This window comes from Legionella cincinnatiensis (assembly GCF_900452415.1).
GTDB classification, from domain to species: Bacteria; Pseudomonadota; Gammaproteobacteria; order Legionellales; family Legionellaceae; genus Legionella; species Legionella cincinnatiensis.
In genome coordinates this window covers 3,296,557-3,317,533 of record NZ_UGNX01000001.1, presented here as the reverse complement: position 1 = coordinate 3,317,533, position 20,977 = coordinate 3,296,557, and the positions used below count along the sequence as shown (strand labels likewise).

Here is a 20,977-nt window from a genome sequence, read left to right as displayed (position 1 = left end):
GCATTGACAACGTAAAGACTTTTATGTAACCATCCACATCTAAATCTAAGTTGCTTTATTTCTGCTCAATGGAAAAAATAAGGCTGCAACCTGTTTTTGGAGTTGATCGTATGAAAAAAATATATGATATTGTTGGTGTTGGATTTGGCCCTTCAAATTTGGCATTAGCAGCTGCAATCAGCGAAACGAAGCAAAGCAATCTTACAGCTCTTTTTTTAGAAAAAGAGCCCATTTTTACCTGGCATAAAAACATGCTGCTTGATAATGCAGACATGCAAATTTCATTTTTAAAAGATATTGCGACATTACGAAACCCTTCAAGTCCGTATACCTTTCTTAATTATTTGCATGAACAAGGTCGTTTATCGAGTTTTATTAATCTGAAGAGCTTCTATCCCTCACGAATTGAATTTAATGACTATTTTTTATGGGTTGCGAATAAACTCAAACGCTATGTGCAGTACAATAGTTATGTTGTTGATATTATTCCCTATGGAAATAAGCCATTTAGGCTATTAAAGGTCATTATTGATAACCCACAAACGGGTCGCTTATCCATTATTACTAAAAATGTAGTGATTGCTACTGGAGGTAGCCCAATAATACCCAATTTTGTTACCAGAGCGCCTAATAGTCAACGCATTTGGCATACTGCTGATTACTTGGCAAATATAGCAAAATTTAAAAATAATACAGCCTGTCCTTATCATTTTAGTGTCATTGGGAGAGGGCAAAGTGCAGCTGAGATAGCCTATGATCTGCATACAAATTTTCCTAATGCAACGATTACCTGCGTTCATCGACATTTTGGTTATAAGTCAGTGGATGAGAGTCAATTTTCCAATGAAATATTCGATACAGCAGCAGTCGATCTGTTTTATTCTGCACCTGCTGAGTTACGTAATAAATTTTTAAATGCCTATCAGGATACCAACTATTCTGTTGTTGATAGCGAGTTGTTAGAAAAATTATATAAAATTAAATACGAAGAATCAGTTCTGAAAAAAGAACGTTTAAAGTATATGGGCTTTTCATCTATTGCACGTATTTTAGAGAAAGAACATAAGGTGGAAATTGCAGTTGAAAGTTTGTTGCATACTGATGTTGTAGAAACACTCAGTGTCGATGCAGCTATTTTAGCAACAGGTTATCAATTTCAAAATCCATCAGTATTGTTAAGTTCCATGGCAGATTATTTTATTTATTGTGATGCAGGTCTCCCGGAAATTAATCGTCATTACCGCCTTTCTACCACCTCCCAATTATTAGCGGGTATTTATACACAAGGTTGTAATGAGCGCACACATGGTTTAACTGATACGTTGCTTTCAATTGGAGCATTACGAGCACAAGAAATTCTGCAGCAAATTGAATCATCCAATGATGCCAACGCGGTTACCACACTGAAGACCACGTCTGTGTCTGGGTATGCACGAGGGGCCATTGCTGAAAATGGCCTGTACTGAAAATAACTCATAACTGGGCTTATATAAAGGAAATTGAACATGTACTTGACTGAAAATGAGTCGATGGGAGATTCTTCTCTAAAGATTTCTAAAGCGCACACCTCACCTGTTTGTTCTTATACAGAATGGGATTTACTTGAGGAGGTGATTGTTGGTGTTGTAGATGGCGCCAGGTTTCCACCCTGGCATATCGCCTTGGGTCCTGTTCTACCTGAAGCTCAACATGATGTATTTCGAAAGCATGCTGGACAGCTTTTTCCTGCCGAACGAATTGCTGCAGCGAATAAAGAGCTGGAAGAATTTATTCGTATTTTAGAGGTTGAGGGGGTAAAGGTTCGTCGCCCAGAACCTATGGATCATGCTCAATCGTTTCGAATGAGTGGGTGGGAAAGCACCGGGCTCTATAATGCGATGCCCAGAGATCTCTTATTGGTTATCGGTAACGAGATAATTGAATGTCCTCTAGCGTGGCGTTCACGTTATTGTGAGGTATTTGGATATAGGCCATTGCTTAAAGAATATTTCAAACAAGGGGCTAAATGGAGTTCAGCGCCGAAACCGGAGTTACGAGATGAACTCTATGAATATCAATGGACAGAACCCAAGCAAGGTGAGTCCGCACGGTGGATAATCAATGAATTCGAACCTACATTTGATGCAGCCGATTTTATACGTTGTGGGCGAGATATCATTGCCCAAAAAAGTCATGTCACCAATGAGTTGGGAATTGAATGGCTACGGCGTCATCTGGGCAATGAGTATCGGATCCATGTTTTGGATTTTGATGATCCACATGCCATGCATATTGATACTACTCTATTGCCCTTGGCACCTGGAAAATTACTAATTCATCCCGACCGTGTTCCAGTGGTACCTGAACTTTTCAAAGGTTGGGATGTGTTTCGATCACCACAACCAATTATTCCTGATGGACATCCGCTTTATATGACCAGTAAATGGATTAATATGAATATTCTGATGCTTGATGAAAAACGTGTAGTGGTGGAGTACCAGGATGAACCTATGATTACTGCCTTAAAAAAATGGGGCTTTACTCCTATTCCATGCCATTTTAGGAACTTTAATAGTTTTGGTGGCTCATTCCATTGCGCTACCTTAGATGTCCGTCGCCAAGGTACATTAAAGTCTTATCTGATTTAGGATATTTGGCAGGGATGCCTTAATGATTTAAAGGGTAATGAAGCTTAAAGACAGCCCTCATCAACATTTTTTTTGCCTTACAATGCTTTTTTAATCGCTAAAAGGAGAGGGGCTGTCCGTCGAGAAAAAGTAATAGGAAATATGGAAGACAAATATAAATGACGTCAGAAGTAAGAACAATAAAAACGAAAAAAAGTTCATACCTTAAAAAAGCACTTCAATTATTCAATGATTATTTTATTCATTCAGATCAAAAGTTAATTGCCTGGTCATTCTTTATAGGAATCATTCTGTGTGAAATTTCTTTATTTGCATTAGGCTCTTTGTTCATTCCATGGTGTTTTATGGGGCTTTGGACTGCTTGGATGGCGAAAGAACTTTCTGCACTTCTTTTTTATTGCGGTATTGTTGTTCTAACTTCTGCAGTAATTGTTGCTGTTACTACTCTAAAAGATTATTTAGCTGAAACCTTATCAATTAAATGGCGTGTGTGGTTATCATCAAAGTACATTAATAAGTATCTGTTTGGAGAGAAAAATTATTTAAACCTATCACGTGAAACACTGCATGTTGATGATCCAGAGCAACGTATTCAAGAAAACTTTAAAAATTTTATTCGATTAACTCTTTCCTTAAGCACGGGATTTATTCGTTCATCAATAGCATTACCTGTCTTGATTACTTTGTTATGGGTTGTTGGTGGTTCGGTGACATTGATGATTTTAGGAACTAATATATTTATCCCAGGATACTTGGTATGGTTATCCTTATTGGCTGCAGTAATACCAATGATTATTACTCCAATGTTGGGCAAATCTTTACCCGCATTAAATCAACAAAACGAATCCGCCGAAGCACAGTTTAGAAAAGATCTAGAGTTTGTTCATAATGATGCAGAAAATATTGCTCTCGAAGCAGGAGAAAAGTACCACAAAAATATTTTAGATCACGATCTCGAAAAAATATCTCAAAATGCGTTTCAACGATTATGGGTTAATTTAAAATTAAATGCTTTTCAGTTGGCTTATACTCATATTTCATGGTTATTCCCTTATCTTTTCACAGCCCCAGTTTATTTTGCTGGATTTATCGAATTGGCTCAATTCACCCAAATTAACTTTGCTATCAGCGAGATAAGTACGGCCTTAAGTTGGTTTTTTAACTCCCATAGTTTATTCAAAGAATATCAAACAAGTGTAGAGCGGATTACTGAGTTAGAAGAGGCGTTTGATAAAGAGAGCAGTGATGTAAGTAAAAAAAATATTCATATCAAAGAAAATCATTCAGAGCGATTAACTGTAAAAAATTTGACTATTGATTATCCGAACTCTTCAAGTACGCAACATATTATGAACAATTTAAATTTAGAATTTAAACCGGGCGAAAATATTTTAATTAAAGCTCCTTCTGGCTATGGGAAAAGCACATTGTTTAAAACCATAGGAGGTATATGGCGATATGGAACAGGAGAAATTAGCATTCCTCCACATCAAAAAACTTATTTTTTACCGCAAAAACCATCCATTCCACATGATTCTTTGAAAGCAGTACTTGCTTATCCTGAACTGTCTAATGCCTATACTGATAGAGAATATGAGGAAGTATTAAGTGCTGTGGGTGGAAATATGCACCAGTTTATTTCTGAACTGGATAAGAAAGATACATGGTCGAAAAGATTATCACTAGGCCAACAAGAACGAATCTCTTTTGCTCGAGCCTTATTAAAGAAACCCGACTGGCTCTTTTTAGATGAAGCTACTGCGTCACTTGATGAAGAAAGTGAAAAACAACTTTACTCTCTTTTAAAAAAGAAATTACCTAAAACCACAGTAATTAGTATTGCTCATCGCTCTACTGTGATGGAGTTTCATGATCGTATTTTGACTTTGCACAACCCTTCTCCAGAAACATCAGCAGTTTTAAGTTTGTAACCACCGATAAATTATTCTAAATACGACTCAAAGGATAATAATTATTATTCAAGTGAAAAATATTATCAAATGAGAACAATTATCATTTGCATTTAAATTCAAATTCGTTTAATTTAACTCTATTTCTGACTAAAGCATCAGAGGATAAAAAAGATAACGTACTATTAATCACTTTATGTCTCATCAGCGATGAGTGAGATGTATGTCTTACAAATTTAAGTCAGAAGGACTGCATTTATTTTAATAAAGAGGAGTAGATCAATTGGCTTTGGAAAGTGGGTGTACCCCATAGGCCATGAAGTAGAAGTAAAAAATAAGTAGGGGTAGTTTATGAAGTGCAAGAAAATAATATGGGCTTTAGTCTGTTTATCGTTGCCGCTCTATGCAGAGCAAGAGCAACAGTGGCCATATCAAATAATACAAACGCCACTAGACCCCTTACAAAAAACAAACGTTGATTTAACCTTAGATTTAAGTGAATTAGACATTGCCACCGCATTGAACCAAAATGAAGAAGCTTATATTGCTAGTGCTTCTAATGAAAGCCTGCTAGAGATGGGGCCCAAGATTAATAATTCAGCATTTAATCTTGATATGGGCTTTGTAAATATAGGTAATGAGGATAAAACTCCGTTTAATCTTGCTGCGGGACAATTGTACCTGCCCTTTGGACGTTATTCGAGCTCTATGATAAGTGCTCCTTTAACGGCAAATATGACACAAAACAAAGCAAAACCGTTCATTTGGGGATATAAGTATCAAGAAGACAGTGGACTCTTTGTTGCAGCCTATATTTATCGAGGTGATACCACTTTAGGACAATCAGGAGTAAGTGGTGCGAATGGGGGGTATCGTTTTAAATTGGATAAAATTACTGGAGAATTGGGAACAAGTTACATCAGTTCTGTGGAAGATGCGACGGGGATGCAAAATACAGAAGCAAATCCTGGAAGGTTTGGTGGTTTTGGTTCCTTATCTTATGGAAATGAAGCAAGTCGCAAGACCCCGGCTGTAAATGTTTATGGCAATATGGCTTATGAGCGATTTAACTTTGCAGTAGAATGGGTTGGTGTAGCTCAGGCATTTAGGCCAGAGGATTTGAGTTTTAATGGGCGCGGTGCAAAACCACAAGCGTTACACACAGAAATAAACATGACATTTAGAGCATTTAATAAGCCCTCATCTATTGGTGTTGGTTATCAATGGACTAAAGATGCCCTAGCTCTAAATTTGCCGCAACAGCGTTTTATAGGGGCATTTAATATTTCCCTGTGGAAAGATACCGTAGGAAGCATCGAATACCGCCATGATATTGACTATGGAGTAAATCAATTTGCTAATGGCGCTGCTGCTGAGGGCCTTGTAAATACACCTACCTGGGGTACCGGCAGAGGTGCAGACACTGTCTCTGCTCGAATTGGCGTTTATTTCTAGAATTTGTATGCCCAGCAGAAAGTAAAACGGACTATATCTCTGAGCCGAAGAAAGTGGTTAATAGGGTAGTGAAATTATCTGAGGTCAGTTACAGCGGATTGAGAACGCATGAATTTAAAATTCATCAGAAATGAATTTGCTTCATTCCGATGGTTTGCCTGCATAGATAAGTGGGTTCCCGGCTGCTAGCAGCCGGGCTACGTGTGCTCTCACTCATTTCCAGATTCAAATCAATCGATACTTACCTTGTTGATTCAAAAACCTCCTCATTTATGGGGAGGAAGATCTCAAAATTGTTCTCTCTAAAGTAGGGCTACCATTGGCCACTTCACTCAACCTCGCATCAAAAAATTTTGGTCCAGCTTGCCTAATTTTAGAATTATTAGGGTTGGGAGATTTTTCTAATGTTGGTAATGGAGTATTATTTTGAAGTGCATCTGGAGTAGAGCTTTGGCTCATTTTTTCTATTAATGGCTTCTCCAGCTGTGAAGGATATTGAGTCGATTTTTTTCTATCAAAAATAGTAGGCCAAGTAAAAGCTATCGATACGAATACCAAAATGACTGGCGACAATATTGCCATGGTAATGGTTAATGCAAGTTTTGCCCCTATTGCCTCTCCCAGCGTTTCACCAACATGAATTCCACTTCGGATTCCACCGGCAACAGAATAAGCAAGAGAATCACCTATCAAAGCACATAATTTGAGTATATTGATGGCTCCATATTTTATCTTTTGTGCTCTTGTTTGGTATTCTTCCGGTGGTTGATGTATTGCTTCAAATTTTTCTTTTAGATCGACATACGTTTTCGGGTTAAAGACTTTATATACTTGTGAAAAAGTATTAACAACCATGGTTGTCGAAGTACATATCATAGAAAGAACATGTGCTAAAAAGGTATCAGGATTCGCGCCTAAAGCATTAAAAAGTTTATTAACCCCTGATACAGTAGTAAACCAAGTTAGTGTCGCATAGACAGCTAGAAAAATCGTACTTACGATTCCTAATAAGACACATCGCAAAAGACCATAGGGTTTTTTATAATCTTCGATAAAAAGATTTTTAAATTTTGCATAATTTTCACGTATGCCTACAGCTTGAAACGAATAAAAAGAGATAGCGGCAATCAAAGATAGTCCAATCGTAACTATTAAAACTAGAGGGTTAGAGGCTATCATACCTGCCCCCAAAAAAGTGAGAAGCCCTACGAGGCCAGCATATCCAGAAATGCCCGCAGACATACATGCCAACAAGGTCACAATACCAAAAAATAATTTCTGACCTCTATCGAATATCGTTTTTTCTTTTATATTTTCTTCAAGGGTCGTAAACGTTTTTTGTTTTTTAGGATGAAAGCCTGCACTATCAAGCATGGCTTGTCCACGACTTAATAAACAAACTATTCCGTTACATAAGGAAAGTACTATCGCTAAGCCGAGGCCAACGCCAAAAGGAACTCCTAAAGTACTTAATAATCCCAGGCAAAATACCATACAAAGCGCCATGGAGGTAATGACTTTGCCAATGACTAATGGCACTCCTTTTATCAGCCTATTTCTATTTTGAATGGGGGTTCTTGTAAATTCTTGCCCATTGCTAGAGTAAGTAGCAATTTGTAAAACTTCTTGTTTAGATAATCTTTTTCCACCCGAAAGTATCTCTCCCCACTTAAAGGTAAGGAAGCTCCAAAAGTAGTGGGAAAACGGACGTTTTAGAATATCTGTTATTCGAAGATCCCCGTTTAAAATGGCTTGTTGGACTTTTTTCGATTCTTCTTCAGTAAATTGATATTGGTTGAAAGAAGCAATAATCCAATCTTTTTGAGTACGAAATTTTCTTCTTAAAACCATTATGACTTCAGGACGTTTATAAATAGCAAAATCGATTTGATCTTGTTCTAATAAACTAACTATTTCTTTCATTCCGACAAATCCCTTTTTAATACAAACTGTGTAGCTTATTTATAATTTCACAAAAATTCCATTTAAATTTTTAGAAATTAATTATCAATAGGTATGACAAAGCTATCATTTTCATTAGAAAGGATTTGACATACTTTGCGAGTTACATTCTAATCGTATTTTTTTATCATGATATGGACCATCATGGCATTGTTGAATTTTCTAAAACCTGCTCCTTATCTTGATGAAATTCAGGATAAAACTATTGTTAAACAACAATATCGTTATTGGCGTATTCGTACCTTTTATGGAATGTATATAGGGTATGTTTTGTTTTATTTTACGCGAAAAAGTTTTACCTTCGCGATGCCTGCATTACAAAGTTCCTTGGGAATGACCAAAACTGAACTGGGAATGATTGCTAGCATTTTAAGCTTAAGCTATGGCATCAGCAAATTTTTAAGTGGGATTCTTGGCGATAAGTCAAATCCTCGTTATTTAATGGCGATTGGGCTAATTTTGACAGGTATTGTTAATATTTTGTTTGGATTGTCTTCTACCTGGTGGCTATTTGCTATTTTTTGGGGATTGAATGGTTGGTTTCAAGGATGGGGATGGCCAGGATGTACTAAATTATTAACCCATTGGTATTCTCAATCCGAACGTGGTCGTTGGTGGAGTATTTGGAATACATCACATAACGTTGGGGGGGCATTAATTCCATTGGTTGTTGCTATGTGCGCGCAATATTTCGGCTGGCGTTCAGCCATGTTTGTGCCTGGGATGATCTGCATTTTAGGAGGTATTTTTTTAATCAATCGTTTAAGAGATACTCCACAGTCGCTCGGTTTACCTGCGATAGAGCAATATAGGGGAGATTTTTCTGGTTTATCAAATCACCACCACGAAAAAACAGAATTCTCAGTCAAAGAAATTCTTTGGAATTACGTATTAAGTAACCCATATATTTGGATGCTGTCCATTTCTTATTTGTTTATTTACATTGTCCGAACGGCCATTAATGATTGGAGCATGCTGTACTTAACGGAAGTGAAGGATTACTCCTTAATCACAGCAGGTAGTTGTGTCATCTGGTTTGAGATTGGTGGTTTTTTTGGAAGTTTAGTTGCCGGCTGGCTTTCTGATAAAATATTTCAAGGTAAACGCAATCCAATCAATGTTCTCTTTACTGCTGGTGTATTTGCCACTTTGTTGTTATTTACGTTGACTAGGGGATATACACCATTCATCGACTCTTTGTTTCTTTTTTTCTTTGGTTTTTTTATCTTTGGACCACAAATGATGATTGGTATGGCGTGTGCGGAGTTAGCACATAAAAAAGCAGCGGCGACTGCAACTGGCTTTGCCGGATTTTTTGCTTATTGTTTAGGTGCTGTTCTGGCTGGTGCTCCTTTGGGTGCAATTATCAAAAATTACGGCTGGGATAATTTCTTCCTCACCTTGTTTATTTGCTGCTTGATTCCATTATTTATGATGCTGCCACTCTGGAATGTGAAAGTCCATCCAAGGCGTAAATCCGAATTTTCAGGCCAATCTGAGTTTGCTTCGTGATTGGCTTCCCTTTTAGAGCTCCATTAAGAGTGGAGCGCCCTGGCTCATTTCTTGATGGTGTTAAGTGCTTAAAATAGTACCAAGAAAACCTGTCATTTAAACCCGTATTACAATTTTAAATAAGCTATGCATTTATTGAGTCGGCATCGTAATTCTCTGCTCATTTCCCCCCAATATACTAGTAATCATAACTCAGTGATAGGCATATTAGCTTATCACTTAGGGATTAAGAATCTTTTATTAAAAAAGGTGGATAGAAAATGTATAAAAAAACCAAACTTCCAGTATTATTTTTTGGTAAAGCTATTATTTTATTATCAGCGAATCAGTCTTTTGCTGATGCAAGTCTTACTATTACTCCAGCCCAGCCAGTACTACAAACCGTAACCATTGGGTCCTACTTAAATAGTGAGGGTGGCACTGTCCCTTTAGCCTATTATGATGGTGGTATTGAGTGGAAACTAAGTGCCTCTCTACCACTCCCTTCTGACGTTCTTCAGCTTTCTGGCAAGCAGTACACTTTTCTCAACGGTGTTGCCTGCTATAAAATGGGTCGCTCTTGTACTGCGATAGGAGCTTATATTACTAATGCTGAGGGCCCAGATGCGCCGGGTTATGCACCATTAAGCTATTTTTCGACTGATAGTGGTGCTCATTGGAAATTAAGCGCTACACTCCCTTTGCCGAAAGATGTAAGTATGCCAGCTGATAGCATACGTACCGCACTTTTCGGGGTTGCATGTACTGGATCAGGACAATCGCATTGTTCTACTGTTGGATATTACAGTAACAACACTGGCGCCACTGTCCCATTAAGTTATACATCAAGCAATGGAGGTAAGAAATGGGAACTTAGTGAAACACTCCCTTTGCCAACTGATGTGATCCTCCCAGCCAACAAGCAGAACAATATACTCTACGGCATTTCCTGTGATCCCAATGGTGAGTTATGTACGGCAATAGGGTCTTACACCAATAATAACAAGTCAACTGTCCCATTAAGTTATACATCAACAAATCGGGGACGCTCATGGACTCTCAATCAAACTCCTTTTCCTCTGCCAGCAGATGTTCCTAATACTAATCAGCTGAGTGAACTACGTGCTATTTCTTGTAATAACATGGGATTCTGCACTGCGGTTGGGTATTATTATAATAATAGAACAGGGGTTTCTCCATTAAGCTATATTTCGAGTGACAGTGGCGCTACATGGCAGCTGAGCTTGCCATTACCGCTACCCCCTGATGTAATCAGTCAAGTCTATCGTCAAAAGACGTATCTTAATAGTGTTTTTTGCAGTCAAACTGATTCAAGTTGTAGTGCGGTGGGTTATTACACCAACAAAAATGGTGTTGTGGCACCTTTAAGCTATACTTCTGTTGATGGTGGCTACTCATGGACTGTCAGCTCATCACCGCTTCCTCTCCCCTCTGATGCTGCGACCGGCATTCTTAGTAATAGTGGGCTGTTTAGTATTGTTTGTGATGCATCAAAAAACCTTTGTAATTCAGTTGGGTATTACAAGAAATCAGGCACAATAGGTATTGTTCCATTAAGCTATACTTCGACCGATGGCGGTATTACTTGGGAAGTTACTCCCAATAATCTCCAGTTACCTGCCGATGCTACCCCAGTAAATCAATTGTCTCGTCTCAATGGCGTTAATTAATATTAACAAAAAACTATAGGGTTTCTTTCTCGTGATTGATTTTATCAATCACGAGATTTTACTGACTGTAATTGGGGGGAACTAGGACTTGAACCTATGACCAACGGATTATAAGTCTGTAAAATATGGGTTTTAGCTACTTTTATCAAATTTTAAATTCTTTCAAAAACCTTTTAAAATCAACGTTTATAAGCCATAATTTGCTATATTAAGATTTATTTAGTTTTAAATAAAGTGTCTACATGGCGTCTACATGGAATTTTAGGGGTAAATTATGGCCGAAGCCGAAAAGGGTATTAAATTAACCAAAACCATCGTTGATAAACTCGAACATATCGCTGGAAAAACCCAAACGTTTTATCGTGATAATGATTTAAAAGGCTTTGCTTTAAGAATTACTTCAGGTGGTGTTAAAAGTTTCATCGTTGAAACCAGAATCAACGGCAAGGTTAAAAGAGTGACGTTAGGCAAATATGGCAACTTGACGGTTGAAGAGGCCAGAAAGCAAGCCAAAAGTCTTTTGGGTAGTGTGGCCAGAGGTGATGATCCGATAGCTGAGAAGAAAACCAAAAAAGTCCATGCCATGACCTTACAGCAGGTATTGAATGACTACCTCAAAGCAAGAAAAGATTTAAAGCCACGCACCTTAAACGATTATCAATGTGTATTGCATGAAGTAGTACCTGATTGGCTTGATAAACCTCTGGTGAATATTACCCGAGAGATGATTGCTAAACGTCATAGCAAGCATGGCCAGGTAAATAGTAAAGCACGAGCTAACAATGCCATGAGGGTATTAAGAGCTATTTTTAATTACGCCATGTATGAATATCAAGATGGCAACGGCCATCCAATTATCACCATTAATCCAGTCAAATACCTATCGCATACCCGGGCATGGTATCGAGTGGATCGAAAACAAACGGTTATCAAACCGCATCAACTTTCTGACTGGTATAAAGCAGTCATTATATTGGTGGAGACAGATAACTATCGTAACGCCTTACTGTGGCATGATTATTTTTTATTGCTCTTGTTTACTGGCATGAGAAAAATGGAAGCTGCCTCTTTGCGCTGGGAAGATGTGGATCTCAAATCCAAAACCATCACCCTGCAAGACACCAAAAACCACGAAATACACACATTACCTATGTCTGATTTTGTCTATGAGCTAATGGAGCGCAGAAGCCGAAATAAAACCAGTGAATTTGTATTCCCAGCTGATAGTAAAACTGGTTATATCTATGAACCTAAAAAAGCAGTAAATAGGGTGGTGGAATTATCCGATGTACCATTTACTTTGCATGATCTTCGTAGAACCTTCGCGACTATCGCAGATAGTCTTGATCTACCAGCTTATGCATTAAAGCGACTTCTTAATCATAAAATGAATAATGATGTAACTGCTGGGTATATCATGAAAGACGTTGAACGGTTGAGGAAACCCATGCAACAAGTAGCTAATTTTTTACAGGAACACATGACAGCGGTAGTTGAGATATGAACATCAATGAATTGATAGAACATTGGAAGCATATCTCACCGGTGATACGTGAGCCCGAAAATGCAGATGAATATGATCAGTTAGCTGGTTTTCTCGATAAATTGCTGGATATTGTTGGGGAAGATGAATCTCATGAATTAATCGGCCTGATAGATGTTATAAGTGCAATGATCTCCAAGTATGATGATTCTCATTTCTAATTGTTACGCCAGCTACTTTTATTTATTAATTTCATGAGCCTAAATCAATTTACAAATACCAATCTAAGCTCATAGATTATAAAGTTATGGTTGCTGATAAGACTCTATACGACTGGCTAATGCAATCACATTCTCTTTAATCTGAGGGCTAAATTCCATGTTTGCACACTCAAGTTCACGACTAAACGTTGGGTCATACCATTTTATTTTATAGAGATAGCCACTTTCTTTGGTTCCTTTGACAAGTATAACCGTCGGTCTATTTTGAACGTCATAAGAAACCAGCTCTTTAATGAGCTCAACACCTAATCCCGATAATTTTCTATTATGCTCCGAAAACGCGCAGCTACCAATTCCATTTTTATCAAAAAATTGTACCGCGCCATCCCATCCATCACCACCATCACCATTTTTTACTGATTTATATGCACCATAAGGAGCAAAACCAATGCTCATGTCCATCTCTTCCGGTGGAACACCAACAAATGTATATGCAAGTTTTAGATCAGTACTGGAATCTCTTATATGAGTGCTTTCTGCGGAAAGAACTCCATTGTATTTTTTCTTTTGGTAAGCTGCGGTATTTTTTAAATCTAGTAATTCCTTTGCTCTGGGTTCATTGTCATTAACATAACCATTTTTTTGTTGTTCATCGTTCATAACTAGATACTCTCGCATTTTCTTTGCCAAATGAGCATCGTTTGCATCTTTAATATTCATGCTATTAATATATTTGTTTGCAGTGACAATATTTATTTCATTATATTCAGGTATCTCAATACCTGCTTTAGCAAGAATTTCTTTGTTTTTTTTATTTATTTCTTCTTTTGTTAAAGCTTGCTCATTGCTTGCTATTACACTAAAAGAAAATAAAGCAGTGATCCCTGCTATTAATAATTTGCTATTCATTTTTATTCCCTTTATGCCTGTACTTATTAATAATCCCACCAGCCATTATAAATGCTACAGTCGCCAACAGATGTTGTATCAAATGGTACTCTTCCGTTGCCATAGTCACTTAAATAATGATACCCGGAAACAACCCATCTGTGATCGTTTAAGGGGGCTTCATTCCAATGAACAGCTGCTTGCCTCCAAGTAACAGCATATCCTGTATCAATAAGATGACCTCCTCCATAAATATTGGTATGAGTACTTACAACACGCCAATCATAAGCGTGACCAAGCCACCAAGTTATAGATTCATTATTGATACAATTTGCTCGACTATGGACAGTCGTAGCGGCTAATCCTGCATTTGCTATATTAATTTGTGATCCAAATAATAAAGCTAAAACGATTATTTTGCTTTTCATCTATCTTCCTTTTTCCATTTTAAAGCGTGGATAGGATAACGCAAATTTATAAAATGGACAGTGTGATCAAACTATTTTAAATAGAAACTAACTCCTATTGGATAAATATTTAAAATTATTTCTGGATTAATGGATAGAGTTGAAACCAGCAAGAAATGTTCAATTTGTATCATTTTAAATGGGGCCCGTATCGGACTGTCCCAAGAATTAGAGTTGTGACTTTTGTATTTGATTCACATGCACAATCATTAAATATTTTCCTCACTCTAGTCTCAATCAAGAAATGAAAATGGTATTGCCCAGAGATTATCTCCAAATGACAAACATTTATCTCCATTATAGAGAACGATCCCGCTAACCCAGTTTTTATCAGCTAAACTAGCCAGTTTTCTCAATCCACGGAAATCTTGATTAAGAATAGTTTGACTTGCTTTAACTTCAATACCAATAATCTTGCGTGCGTGATTTTCAAGAATAAAATCCACTTCCACTTGGTCTTTGTCACGATAGTAATAAATATTCCATGGCTCATTAGCTAGAGTGCACATTTTCAGTAATTCGCTATATACCCAAGTTTCTAGTAAAGCTCCAAAAGAAGATTTATCTTTTTCAATGCTTTCGATGGTAACTCTGTTCAGACATGCTAAAAGACCACTATCAATAAAATGAATTTTGGGTGTTTTAACTATTCTACTTAAGGTATTGTCATGCCAAGGTCTTAATTGATGTACTAAAAATAATGTTTCCAGTAAACCGACATACTTCTGCGCTGTTTTGGTATCTAAATTTAATTGCCCACCAATTTGAGTAAAATTGGTTAATTTTCCTGATTGTTGAGCCAGTACCTCCAGTAATCGAGGCATTTCTACTAATTTTTCTATTGATGAGATATCTTTTACATCTCGTTCTACTATTGCTTTGATATAAGATTTAGCCCAAGCATTTCGTCTTTCAAAAGTTGGTCTCGTTAACATTTCTGGATATCCACCTGTCAGAGCTTGTGAAATAATGTCTGATTGCTCTGAACGTGTTGCTTGATTTGGCCAGGATTGATCTAAGGCATATTTTATAAAGTGATTTTCTCTACGTTGGATTTCAGCCAGAGAAAGTGGAAATAAGGTTAATATTTCCATTCGACCAGCCAAGCTATCTCCAATTTGAGGTAATGCGAGTAAATTGGCTGATCCAGTTAATAAAAAGCGGCCGGACTGTCTGTTTTCGTCAATTGAACGTTTTATCGCACGGAGTAATTCTGGCGCTCGTTGAATTTCATCTATGATTGCTTTATCGATTCGATTAACAAAACCCACAGGATCTTGTTTTACTGCATTAAGAATATTGTCATCATCCAATGTGAAGTAGGGTAAGGAAGGAGAGTATTCTTTGACTAAAGTGGTCTTTCCTGATTGCCGAGGCCCGTTTATTAAAACAACGGGTGTATCCTTCATGGCAATTTCCATTCGACTTTTAAGTTGTCTTGGAAAATTATTTGTGTTCGTATTCAAGAAGGTGTCCTAAGTTTCGTCTAATATGGATTATGAGTTCGTCCATTATGGATTATACGTTCGTCCATTATGGATTGTATCTCCGTCTATTATGGAATATAGCTTCGTCCAAAATGGAATGCAAATGAATTTTATTCAATTTATTCAATGCTCATTTGTAGACATATAAAAAATATCCGGGACTAATGGGACAGATGGGGCATCCATGTCATTACTGGGCTAGACACGTCCCTAACTTATTTTGCAGCGCTGGGACGTATGGGACACAGATAAATCTAATAATACCAAAAGTTATGATAAATTCGCGAATTGCGAATTTATGACATGTTATATTTCATTTTTAGTATCAATCAATATCGTTCGATAACACATCTTTGAAATTGATCTTTTGTGCTTGACATTCTTTGAGGGAATACGAGATACTTTTTCCAAGCTTAAGGAGTAAGCCCGATGTTCCAACAAAATGTAGGCTGTTGGAAGTCAAAGGATTAGGAGAAAAGAATATCAATCAATTGTTCAGGGTGATACTGGATGATGCGTTGAGTTCTGTTCAAGGAAGATACATCTCGGCATTTGGCTGAGGTGTAAATAACTGAGGAATTTCCTATGACTTTAAAAAAACCATCCCGTTTACATCTATTAAACGAATTTGAATCTGCGCCACATTCTGCGCTTTTTAATCAACAAACGATTGCTGCGGTATTAAGCTGCTCCACCCAGTTACTTGAACGTAACCGCTGGGCTGGTGGTGTTCCTTATTTAAAAATTGGACGCAAGGTGTTGTACCGAAAAAGCGATGTGTTGAATTTTCTCCAACAACAAAAAATTTATTACTCAACCAGTGACGAAGGTCAGTTACAGCTCGTTGAGAACGCATAAATTTAAATTCGTCAGAATGAATTTGCTTCATTGCTATGGTTTGACTGTTGTTTGGAGAATAAAGTATGTCACAAAATCATGTTATTGAATTACCCAATACACTAAAGCTGCGTCCAGTTTTTTGCGACTATGCGGGTGGTCGTTTTCGATTAACTGCTGAGGGGTTAACTTTTATCGGTATTGATAAGGATGGTAATCCATTGCCACCTCGGTGGATATGCGCGCCATTGTATGTTGTTGCAAAGACCCGAGATGCTCAAAGTGGTGAATGGGGTCGTTTGCTGGAATGGCAGGATGATGATGGAATAACTCATCAGTGGGCGATGCCACTGGCTTTGTTGCAAGGAGATGCCTCCGATGTGAGGCGAGAGCTGGCAAGATTGGGGTTGAGTATTTCTCCCAATAGAACTGCACGTGATTTATTGACCTCGTATTTACAGGTCTTTCCGGTAGACGCGCGTGCTCGATGTGTTGATAAACTGGGTTGGCATGGCGATGTTTTTGTTACTGCTTCCCAGTGTATTGGACAATCAACTGAGAAGATTGTATTCCAGAATACCAATGCCATTGAATCAGCAGTGTCCATCAAGGGAAGCGTTGAAGAATGGCGAGACTCAATAGGTCGGCTGGCATCAGGCAACTCAAGATTGGTGTTTGCCATATCTGTAGCCCTTGCTCCGGTTCTGTCAAAGATTGTTGGTGAGGACTCAGGTGGTTTTCATTTCAGAGGCGCATCCTCATCAGGCAAAAGCACTGCATTGAGTCTCGCTGCCTCTGTTTGGGGAAACCCACAATCTTATTGCCGTTTATGGCGCAGCACCACTAATGGGCTTGAAGGCTTGGCGTCATTACACAATGATGGATTGCTGATTCTTGATGAACTCAGTCAAATGGATCCCAGGGAAGCAGGGGAGGCCGCTTATTTGCTAGCTAATGGTCAGGGAAAAACACGTGCTTCTCGGACAGGTACAGTAAGGCAATCTTCCCGATGGTCTTTATTCTTCTTATCTGCTGGAGAAGAATCTTTGACGGCTCTGATGGCAAAAACAGGACAGCGTATTAACGCAGGTCAGGAAATCAGGCTTGCTGATATTGAGGCGGATGCAGGGTGCAAGATGGGGATCTTTGAAACGATTCATGATCAACTAAGCCCAGCCAGTATGGCTTTAGCGCTAAAGAAATACAGCAACCGATATCATGGCGCAATCGGTATGACGTGGCTGAATCAAGTAGTCGTCAATCGACAAACAATCAGCCGATATATTACCGACACCATTCAAACCTTTGTTGATGCAGTGATTCAACCTGATGCAACAGGCCAAATAATCCGTGTTGCTAGACGCTTTGCATTAGTTGCAGCTGCTGGAGAACTGGCCAGTCAATTTGGTCTGACAGGATGGCAAAAAGGGGAATCGTTCCATTCTGCAAAGACCTGCTTTATTGCATGGCAGGATGCTTTTGGGGTTGATGGCCATCGCGAAGATCGCGCCATTATGGCGCAAGTACGCGCTTTCTTTGAATCTCATGGAGCCAGCCGATTTGATAGCGCCAACTCACCCAACAATGACAAGATTCTCAACCGAGCAGGATTTTATCATACAGATAGCGAAGGGTTTCGAATCTATATGGTGTTAACCGAGACGTACAAAAATGAGCTGTGCAAAGGCTTTGATCAACGCACCGTGACAAGGGTTTTATTACAAGCTGGCTGGCTGAAACCCGCCCCTGATGGTAAAGCATCACATAAGCCACGAATCAAAGGAGTTGGCACACCAAGATTGTATGTTTTTACCGGTAAAATTTGGGGAGGTGAATAAAATTGCCTATATCATCGATTTTTACGTTGAGCCCCGAAGGTGCGAATAAGACTCGTGAAGTTTGGCAACCAGCTCACTGGTTAGCTAACTTCACCTATCTTGCCCTGCATTTTGAAATTTATTTTGGAACCGTATTTTGGTAATTATTCGTTATATAACGATTAGTAACGAAGATAATCAAGAATAAACAGAAATAAATAATAAACTACCGAAAGTTACCAAAAGGGCTTTGCCAGTGACCGAAAAAAGTCGTAAATAAATAGAAATAAACGATAAAACTCAAAGGATTGATTAGCCATTTTACAGAGAGTAGATCATGAAAAAATCCTTAACAGAAAACTTAACGACTTCTAAACAAGTTCAACAAAAAACGAACTCCAGGAAAAATAAAGTGGAGTTTCTTGCGTTACGCGAAGATATTTCCGAAGCCTTGGAAAAAGGATGGTCGATTACCATCATATGGGAAACTCTTAGGGATGAGAGAAGCTTCACTGCAACTTACAATACGTTCCGGTTGTATGTGTTGAAATACTTGAAGGGTCAAAAACCAGGGTATTCTCGAAATGATTTACTTGAACATCGAGCTAAACAGTTAGTTGAAAAGTCTCCAATGAAGAAAGAGTCAACCCCAATACCCAGTTTTACTTTTAGTCCTAAGCGCAATCCAGAGGATCTATTCTGATTGCTTTGCCTTTATTAGATGGTCAAAGTATTTAACCTCAATTGTCCCTTCTGTCCCGCTTCATTACTTTAAATGTGGGGCAGCTAGAGCCTAATGCAGGAAAAGGATTCCCATAAGTCCCATTTGTCCCTTGCATTATCTATTAGTCTGCAATAAATCAGTTTTCAATGGGTAGATCCTCTGCTGCAAAGTCACAATAAATACGCATTTTAGATATAGGAGAATATATATATATTAGTTTAATTTGGGCATGGCCATGCTTTAGCAAATGCCTCACTTACAGATTGCCAGTCCTGTAAATAAAGACTTTCTGGATGATCTGTTGCCCATTTCATAAAAACCCAAACCATTTGCACATTTGATACAGCTAATTTTAAACCTGAACTGTCAGAGGGAGGGCAGCTTTGCTCTTTCAGTATTTCTTGAATATTGCTTGTAGTCCATCCATCATACAGTCCTGTTATATAACCTAAGCAATATCCATTTGGATTAATTGTACATTGACGTAATAATTCTTCGGCAGTGAGTGGAAATGTATTGGTAACAAAAATTAATAAAGTTAATAGAACAGATATGCGAAAATGAAATTTCATTTTCTTACCTTGTTATAATTACTTCTTTTTATTTTAGTACAAAAATTAAACTTGCATATAAGAATCGATTGGAATCAGACTTGATTGATTTATATTCTAAATATCCGACACATTCTAAATAAATTCCGAAATAATCAATCGAGTTGTCCCCCATTGGTCTTTTTGTTGGGGTAAGTGGCTTTTTTCAGTTGTTTGCAAGCGGAGTAAATACCATAAGCTATAATCAAATAAAAATGTATAAGGTCTAAGTTATACTCTGGGAGTTAATATTTTATGAAAAATCAAAATAAAATATTATTATTTGTAGTATTGGTAACTGTATTCTCAAGCAAATCCTTTGCTTGTCAATTTGATACTGATTGTAATCCTGGAAGTAACTGTGTTAAATCCTCTGGTAATATCTATGGAGTTTGTGCAGGTGGTCTAAGCCCAGGAAATAGTAATGATCAACAGCCAGTATACTCACCAACAGATCCAAACGGTACCACAGGTGACACTTGTTCGTTTGATACAGATTGTGGTCCGGGTTCAATTTGTTATAAGAGCAATGGCTCCATATATGGTACTTGTCTTCATAATTAGGACTGGGTAATCAACAAATATAAAAAAATCATAGCAACTACGTTTGTTAACTATGCTTTCTTATTTCAACTTCATTCAAATATCTATGCTATATAAAATATAACCTAAGGATTAATTGAGTTAATCATGGATATTTTAATAGGATTGTTAACTGGGGCTCTAGGTGGTGCTATGGTAACGGCTTGGAGCACTAACCATATAAATAAAAGAAATCAAAAAATAGCACTATTAGAACGTAAAATTAATAATCTTTATGGGCCATTATCTTTTTTACTTCTTTGTACAAAAACTTATATTGATAACTCCAACGGTTTAATAGAACAACATAAAACATATTTTGTACCCGACAAGTTTTCTCAACTTCCAGAAACTCAGCTCAAAATCGATGCAGAGTCAACTGCTACTCTTGATTTAAGCAATTATTACTTTGAAAAAGCAATTGACAATATTCAAATGATTTTTAAGTTGATTTCAGATAATTATTCCTTAATCGACGATGCAGAAGATGAGCGCTTGATAAATAATTTTGTTGGAATGTTCATTCGTTTGTCCGTTGAATATATCAACCCACGGGTTGAAATAGGGGAAATTCCACTTGAAATCCAAAAAAATAGAGGAAAAATGGGAACGATAGCAAATGCTTTTATAGAAAATATTATTGATAAAAATAAGTCACTAAATGATCAATTAAAAATATTAGTTAATCACAAATTATGCTTTTTAGATTGCAGTAATACAAGGAAGGACTAATGTTAGATTAGGC

Annotated in this window: 17 protein-coding genes and 1 pseudogene; 13 read left to right on the top strand and 5 right to left on the bottom strand. The window is 37.6% G+C overall.

Annotation, left to right across the window (positions count from 1 at the left end; translation table 11 throughout):
- Window positions 1-110: 110 nt before the first annotated feature.
- From DYH34_RS14800 to DYH34_RS14785, 4 genes and pseudogenes are all read left to right on the top strand, one after another.
- Window positions 111-1,466: a lysine N(6)-hydroxylase/L-ornithine N(5)-oxygenase family protein gene (locus tag DYH34_RS14800; protein WP_058464392.1), complete on the top strand. Its 1,356-nt coding sequence runs from the start codon at window positions 111-113 to the stop codon at window positions 1,464-1,466.
- 39 nt (window positions 1,467-1,505) lie between these two features.
- Complete coding sequence (locus DYH34_RS14795) at window positions 1,506-2,627, top strand: hypothetical protein (protein ID WP_202972241.1); 1,122 nt, start codon at window positions 1,506-1,508, stop codon at window positions 2,625-2,627.
- A 158-nt stretch (window positions 2,628-2,785) separates the two neighbouring features.
- Entirely contained in the window at window positions 2,786-4,558 is a 1,773-nt protein-coding gene (locus tag DYH34_RS14790) for an ABC transporter ATP-binding protein/permease (RefSeq protein ID WP_058464393.1), read from the top strand.
- Between the two features lie 432 nt (window positions 4,559-4,990).
- A pseudogene (locus tag DYH34_RS14785) lies at window positions 4,991-5,992 on the top strand (LbtU family siderophore porin); the annotation flags it as partial.
- A 270-nt stretch (window positions 5,993-6,262) separates the two neighbouring features.
- Here the strand turns inward: DYH34_RS14785 and DYH34_RS14780 are convergent.
- Window positions 6,263-7,915 (bottom strand): hypothetical protein, encoded by a 1,653-nt coding sequence (locus DYH34_RS14780; RefSeq protein ID WP_058464394.1) that lies wholly within the window; start codon window positions 7,913-7,915, stop codon window positions 6,263-6,265.
- A gap of 183 nt (window positions 7,916-8,098) precedes the next feature.
- Between DYH34_RS14780 and pgtP the strand changes: the two genes are divergently transcribed.
- The 4 genes from pgtP (at window position 8,099) to DYH34_RS14760 (ending at window position 12,840) form a co-directional block, all read left to right on the top strand.
- A complete protein-coding gene (gene pgtP / locus DYH34_RS14775; RefSeq protein ID WP_058464395.1) occupies window positions 8,099-9,466 on the top strand; it encodes an MFS transporter in 1,368 nt (455 codons plus the stop codon).
- A 260-nt stretch (window positions 9,467-9,726) separates the two neighbouring features.
- Window positions 9,727-11,136 carry a beta propeller repeat protein gene (locus tag DYH34_RS14770; RefSeq protein ID WP_058464396.1) on the top strand — a complete coding sequence of 470 codons (1,410 nt, stop codon included), beginning with the start codon at window positions 9,727-9,729 and terminating at the stop codon, window positions 11,134-11,136.
- A gap of 274 nt (window positions 11,137-11,410) precedes the next feature.
- Window positions 11,411-12,640 carry a tyrosine-type recombinase/integrase gene (locus DYH34_RS14765; protein ID WP_058464397.1) on the top strand — a complete coding sequence of 410 codons (1,230 nt, stop codon included), beginning with the start codon at window positions 11,411-11,413 and terminating at the stop codon, window positions 12,638-12,640.
- Entirely contained in the window at window positions 12,637-12,840 is a 204-nt protein-coding gene (locus tag DYH34_RS14760) for a hypothetical protein (protein WP_058464398.1), read from the top strand. Before DYH34_RS14765 ends, DYH34_RS14760 begins: the two co-directional genes overlap by 4 nt.
- Window positions 12,841-12,924: 84 nt before the next feature.
- Here DYH34_RS14760 and DYH34_RS14755 read toward each other — a convergent pair whose 3' ends face one another.
- The 3 genes from DYH34_RS14755 to DYH34_RS14745 all read right to left on the bottom strand — a co-directional run bounded on the left by DYH34_RS14755 (window position 12,925) and on the right by DYH34_RS14745 (window position 15,604).
- The gene (locus tag DYH34_RS14755; protein WP_058464399.1) at window positions 12,925-13,749 is read right to left on the bottom strand and encodes a hypothetical protein; all 825 of its coding nucleotides are present in this window, start codon (window positions 13,747-13,749) and stop codon (window positions 12,925-12,927) included.
- A 26-nt stretch (window positions 13,750-13,775) separates the two neighbouring features.
- The gene (locus tag DYH34_RS14750; protein WP_058464400.1) at window positions 13,776-14,156 is read right to left on the bottom strand and encodes a hypothetical protein; all 381 of its coding nucleotides are present in this window, start codon (window positions 14,154-14,156) and stop codon (window positions 13,776-13,778) included.
- Window positions 14,157-14,428: 272 nt separating this feature from the next.
- Window positions 14,429-15,604, bottom strand: a complete 1,176-nt coding sequence (locus DYH34_RS14745) for an ATP-binding protein (RefSeq protein WP_058464401.1) — start codon at window positions 15,602-15,604, stop codon at window positions 14,429-14,431.
- Window positions 15,605-16,267: 663 nt separating this feature from the next.
- On the opposite strand from DYH34_RS14745, the gene DYH34_RS14740 reads away from it, so the two are divergent.
- The 3 genes from DYH34_RS14740 to DYH34_RS14730 all read left to right on the top strand — a co-directional run bounded on the left by DYH34_RS14740 (window position 16,268) and on the right by DYH34_RS14730 (window position 19,039).
- On the top strand, window positions 16,268-16,540 hold the full coding sequence (locus DYH34_RS14740; RefSeq protein WP_058464402.1) for a helix-turn-helix domain-containing protein: 273 nt from the start codon (window positions 16,268-16,270) through the stop codon (window positions 16,538-16,540).
- A 65-nt stretch (window positions 16,541-16,605) separates the two neighbouring features.
- Entirely contained in the window at window positions 16,606-18,357 is a 1,752-nt protein-coding gene (locus tag DYH34_RS14735; protein ID WP_058464403.1) for a DUF927 domain-containing protein, read from the top strand.
- Window positions 18,358-18,673: 316 nt separating this feature from the next.
- Window positions 18,674-19,039, top strand: a complete 366-nt coding sequence (locus DYH34_RS14730; protein WP_058464404.1) for a TraK family protein — start codon at window positions 18,674-18,676, stop codon at window positions 19,037-19,039.
- A gap of 239 nt (window positions 19,040-19,278) precedes the next feature.
- Here the strand turns inward: DYH34_RS14730 and DYH34_RS14725 are convergent, their stop codons facing one another.
- Entirely contained in the window at window positions 19,279-19,632 is a 354-nt protein-coding gene (locus tag DYH34_RS14725) for a Rap1a/Tai family immunity protein (protein ID WP_058464405.1), read from the bottom strand.
- A 273-nt stretch (window positions 19,633-19,905) separates the two neighbouring features.
- Here DYH34_RS14725 and DYH34_RS14720 point away from each other — a divergent pair, with 273 nt between their 5' ends.
- Together DYH34_RS14720 and DYH34_RS14715 are read left to right on the top strand one after the other, a co-directional pair.
- Window positions 19,906-20,214 carry a hypothetical protein gene (locus DYH34_RS14720; RefSeq protein WP_058464406.1) on the top strand — a complete coding sequence of 103 codons (309 nt, stop codon included), beginning with the start codon at window positions 19,906-19,908 and terminating at the stop codon, window positions 20,212-20,214.
- Between the two features lie 126 nt (window positions 20,215-20,340).
- Window positions 20,341-20,964: a hypothetical protein gene (locus tag DYH34_RS14715; protein WP_058464407.1), complete on the top strand. Its 624-nt coding sequence runs from the start codon at window positions 20,341-20,343 to the stop codon at window positions 20,962-20,964.
- Window positions 20,965-20,977 lie beyond the last annotated feature (13 nt).

Coding starts and splice junctions, on each gene's coding strand:
- DYH34_RS14795 (WP_202972241.1), top strand. CDS start 1,506: ATGTACTTGACTGAAAATGAGTCGATGGGAGATTCTTCTCTAAAGATT.
- DYH34_RS14770 (WP_058464396.1), top strand. CDS start 9,727: ATGTATAAAAAAACCAAACTTCCAGTATTATTTTTTGGTAAAGCTATT.
- DYH34_RS14750 (WP_058464400.1), bottom strand. CDS start 14,156: ATGAAAAGCAAAATAATCGTTTTAGCTTTATTATTTGGATCACAAATT.
- DYH34_RS14800 (WP_058464392.1), top strand. CDS start 111: ATGAAAAAAATATATGATATTGTTGGTGTTGGATTTGGCCCTTCAAAT.
- DYH34_RS14755 (WP_058464399.1), bottom strand. CDS start 13,749: ATGAATAGCAAATTATTAATAGCAGGGATCACTGCTTTATTTTCTTTT.
- DYH34_RS14780 (WP_058464394.1), bottom strand. CDS start 7,915: ATGAAAGAAATAGTTAGTTTATTAGAACAAGATCAAATCGATTTTGCT.
- DYH34_RS14735 (WP_058464403.1), top strand. CDS start 16,606: ATGTCACAAAATCATGTTATTGAATTACCCAATACACTAAAGCTGCGT.
- DYH34_RS14790 (WP_058464393.1), top strand. CDS start 2,786: ATGACGTCAGAAGTAAGAACAATAAAAACGAAAAAAAGTTCATACCTT.
- DYH34_RS14720 (WP_058464406.1), top strand. CDS start 19,906: ATGAAAAATCAAAATAAAATATTATTATTTGTAGTATTGGTAACTGTA.
- DYH34_RS14725 (WP_058464405.1), bottom strand. CDS start 19,632: ATGAAATTTCATTTTCGCATATCTGTTCTATTAACTTTATTAATTTTT.
- DYH34_RS14715 (WP_058464407.1), top strand. CDS start 20,341: ATGGATATTTTAATAGGATTGTTAACTGGGGCTCTAGGTGGTGCTATG.
- DYH34_RS14760 (WP_058464398.1), top strand. CDS start 12,637: ATGAACATCAATGAATTGATAGAACATTGGAAGCATATCTCACCGGTG.
- DYH34_RS14730 (WP_058464404.1), top strand. CDS start 18,674: ATGAAAAAATCCTTAACAGAAAACTTAACGACTTCTAAACAAGTTCAA.
- pgtP (WP_058464395.1), top strand. CDS start 8,099: ATGGCATTGTTGAATTTTCTAAAACCTGCTCCTTATCTTGATGAAATT.
- DYH34_RS14765 (WP_058464397.1), top strand. CDS start 11,411: ATGGCCGAAGCCGAAAAGGGTATTAAATTAACCAAAACCATCGTTGAT.
- DYH34_RS14740 (WP_058464402.1), top strand. CDS start 16,268: ATGACTTTAAAAAAACCATCCCGTTTACATCTATTAAACGAATTTGAA.
- DYH34_RS14745 (WP_058464401.1), bottom strand. CDS start 15,604: ATGAAGGATACACCCGTTGTTTTAATAAACGGGCCTCGGCAATCAGGA.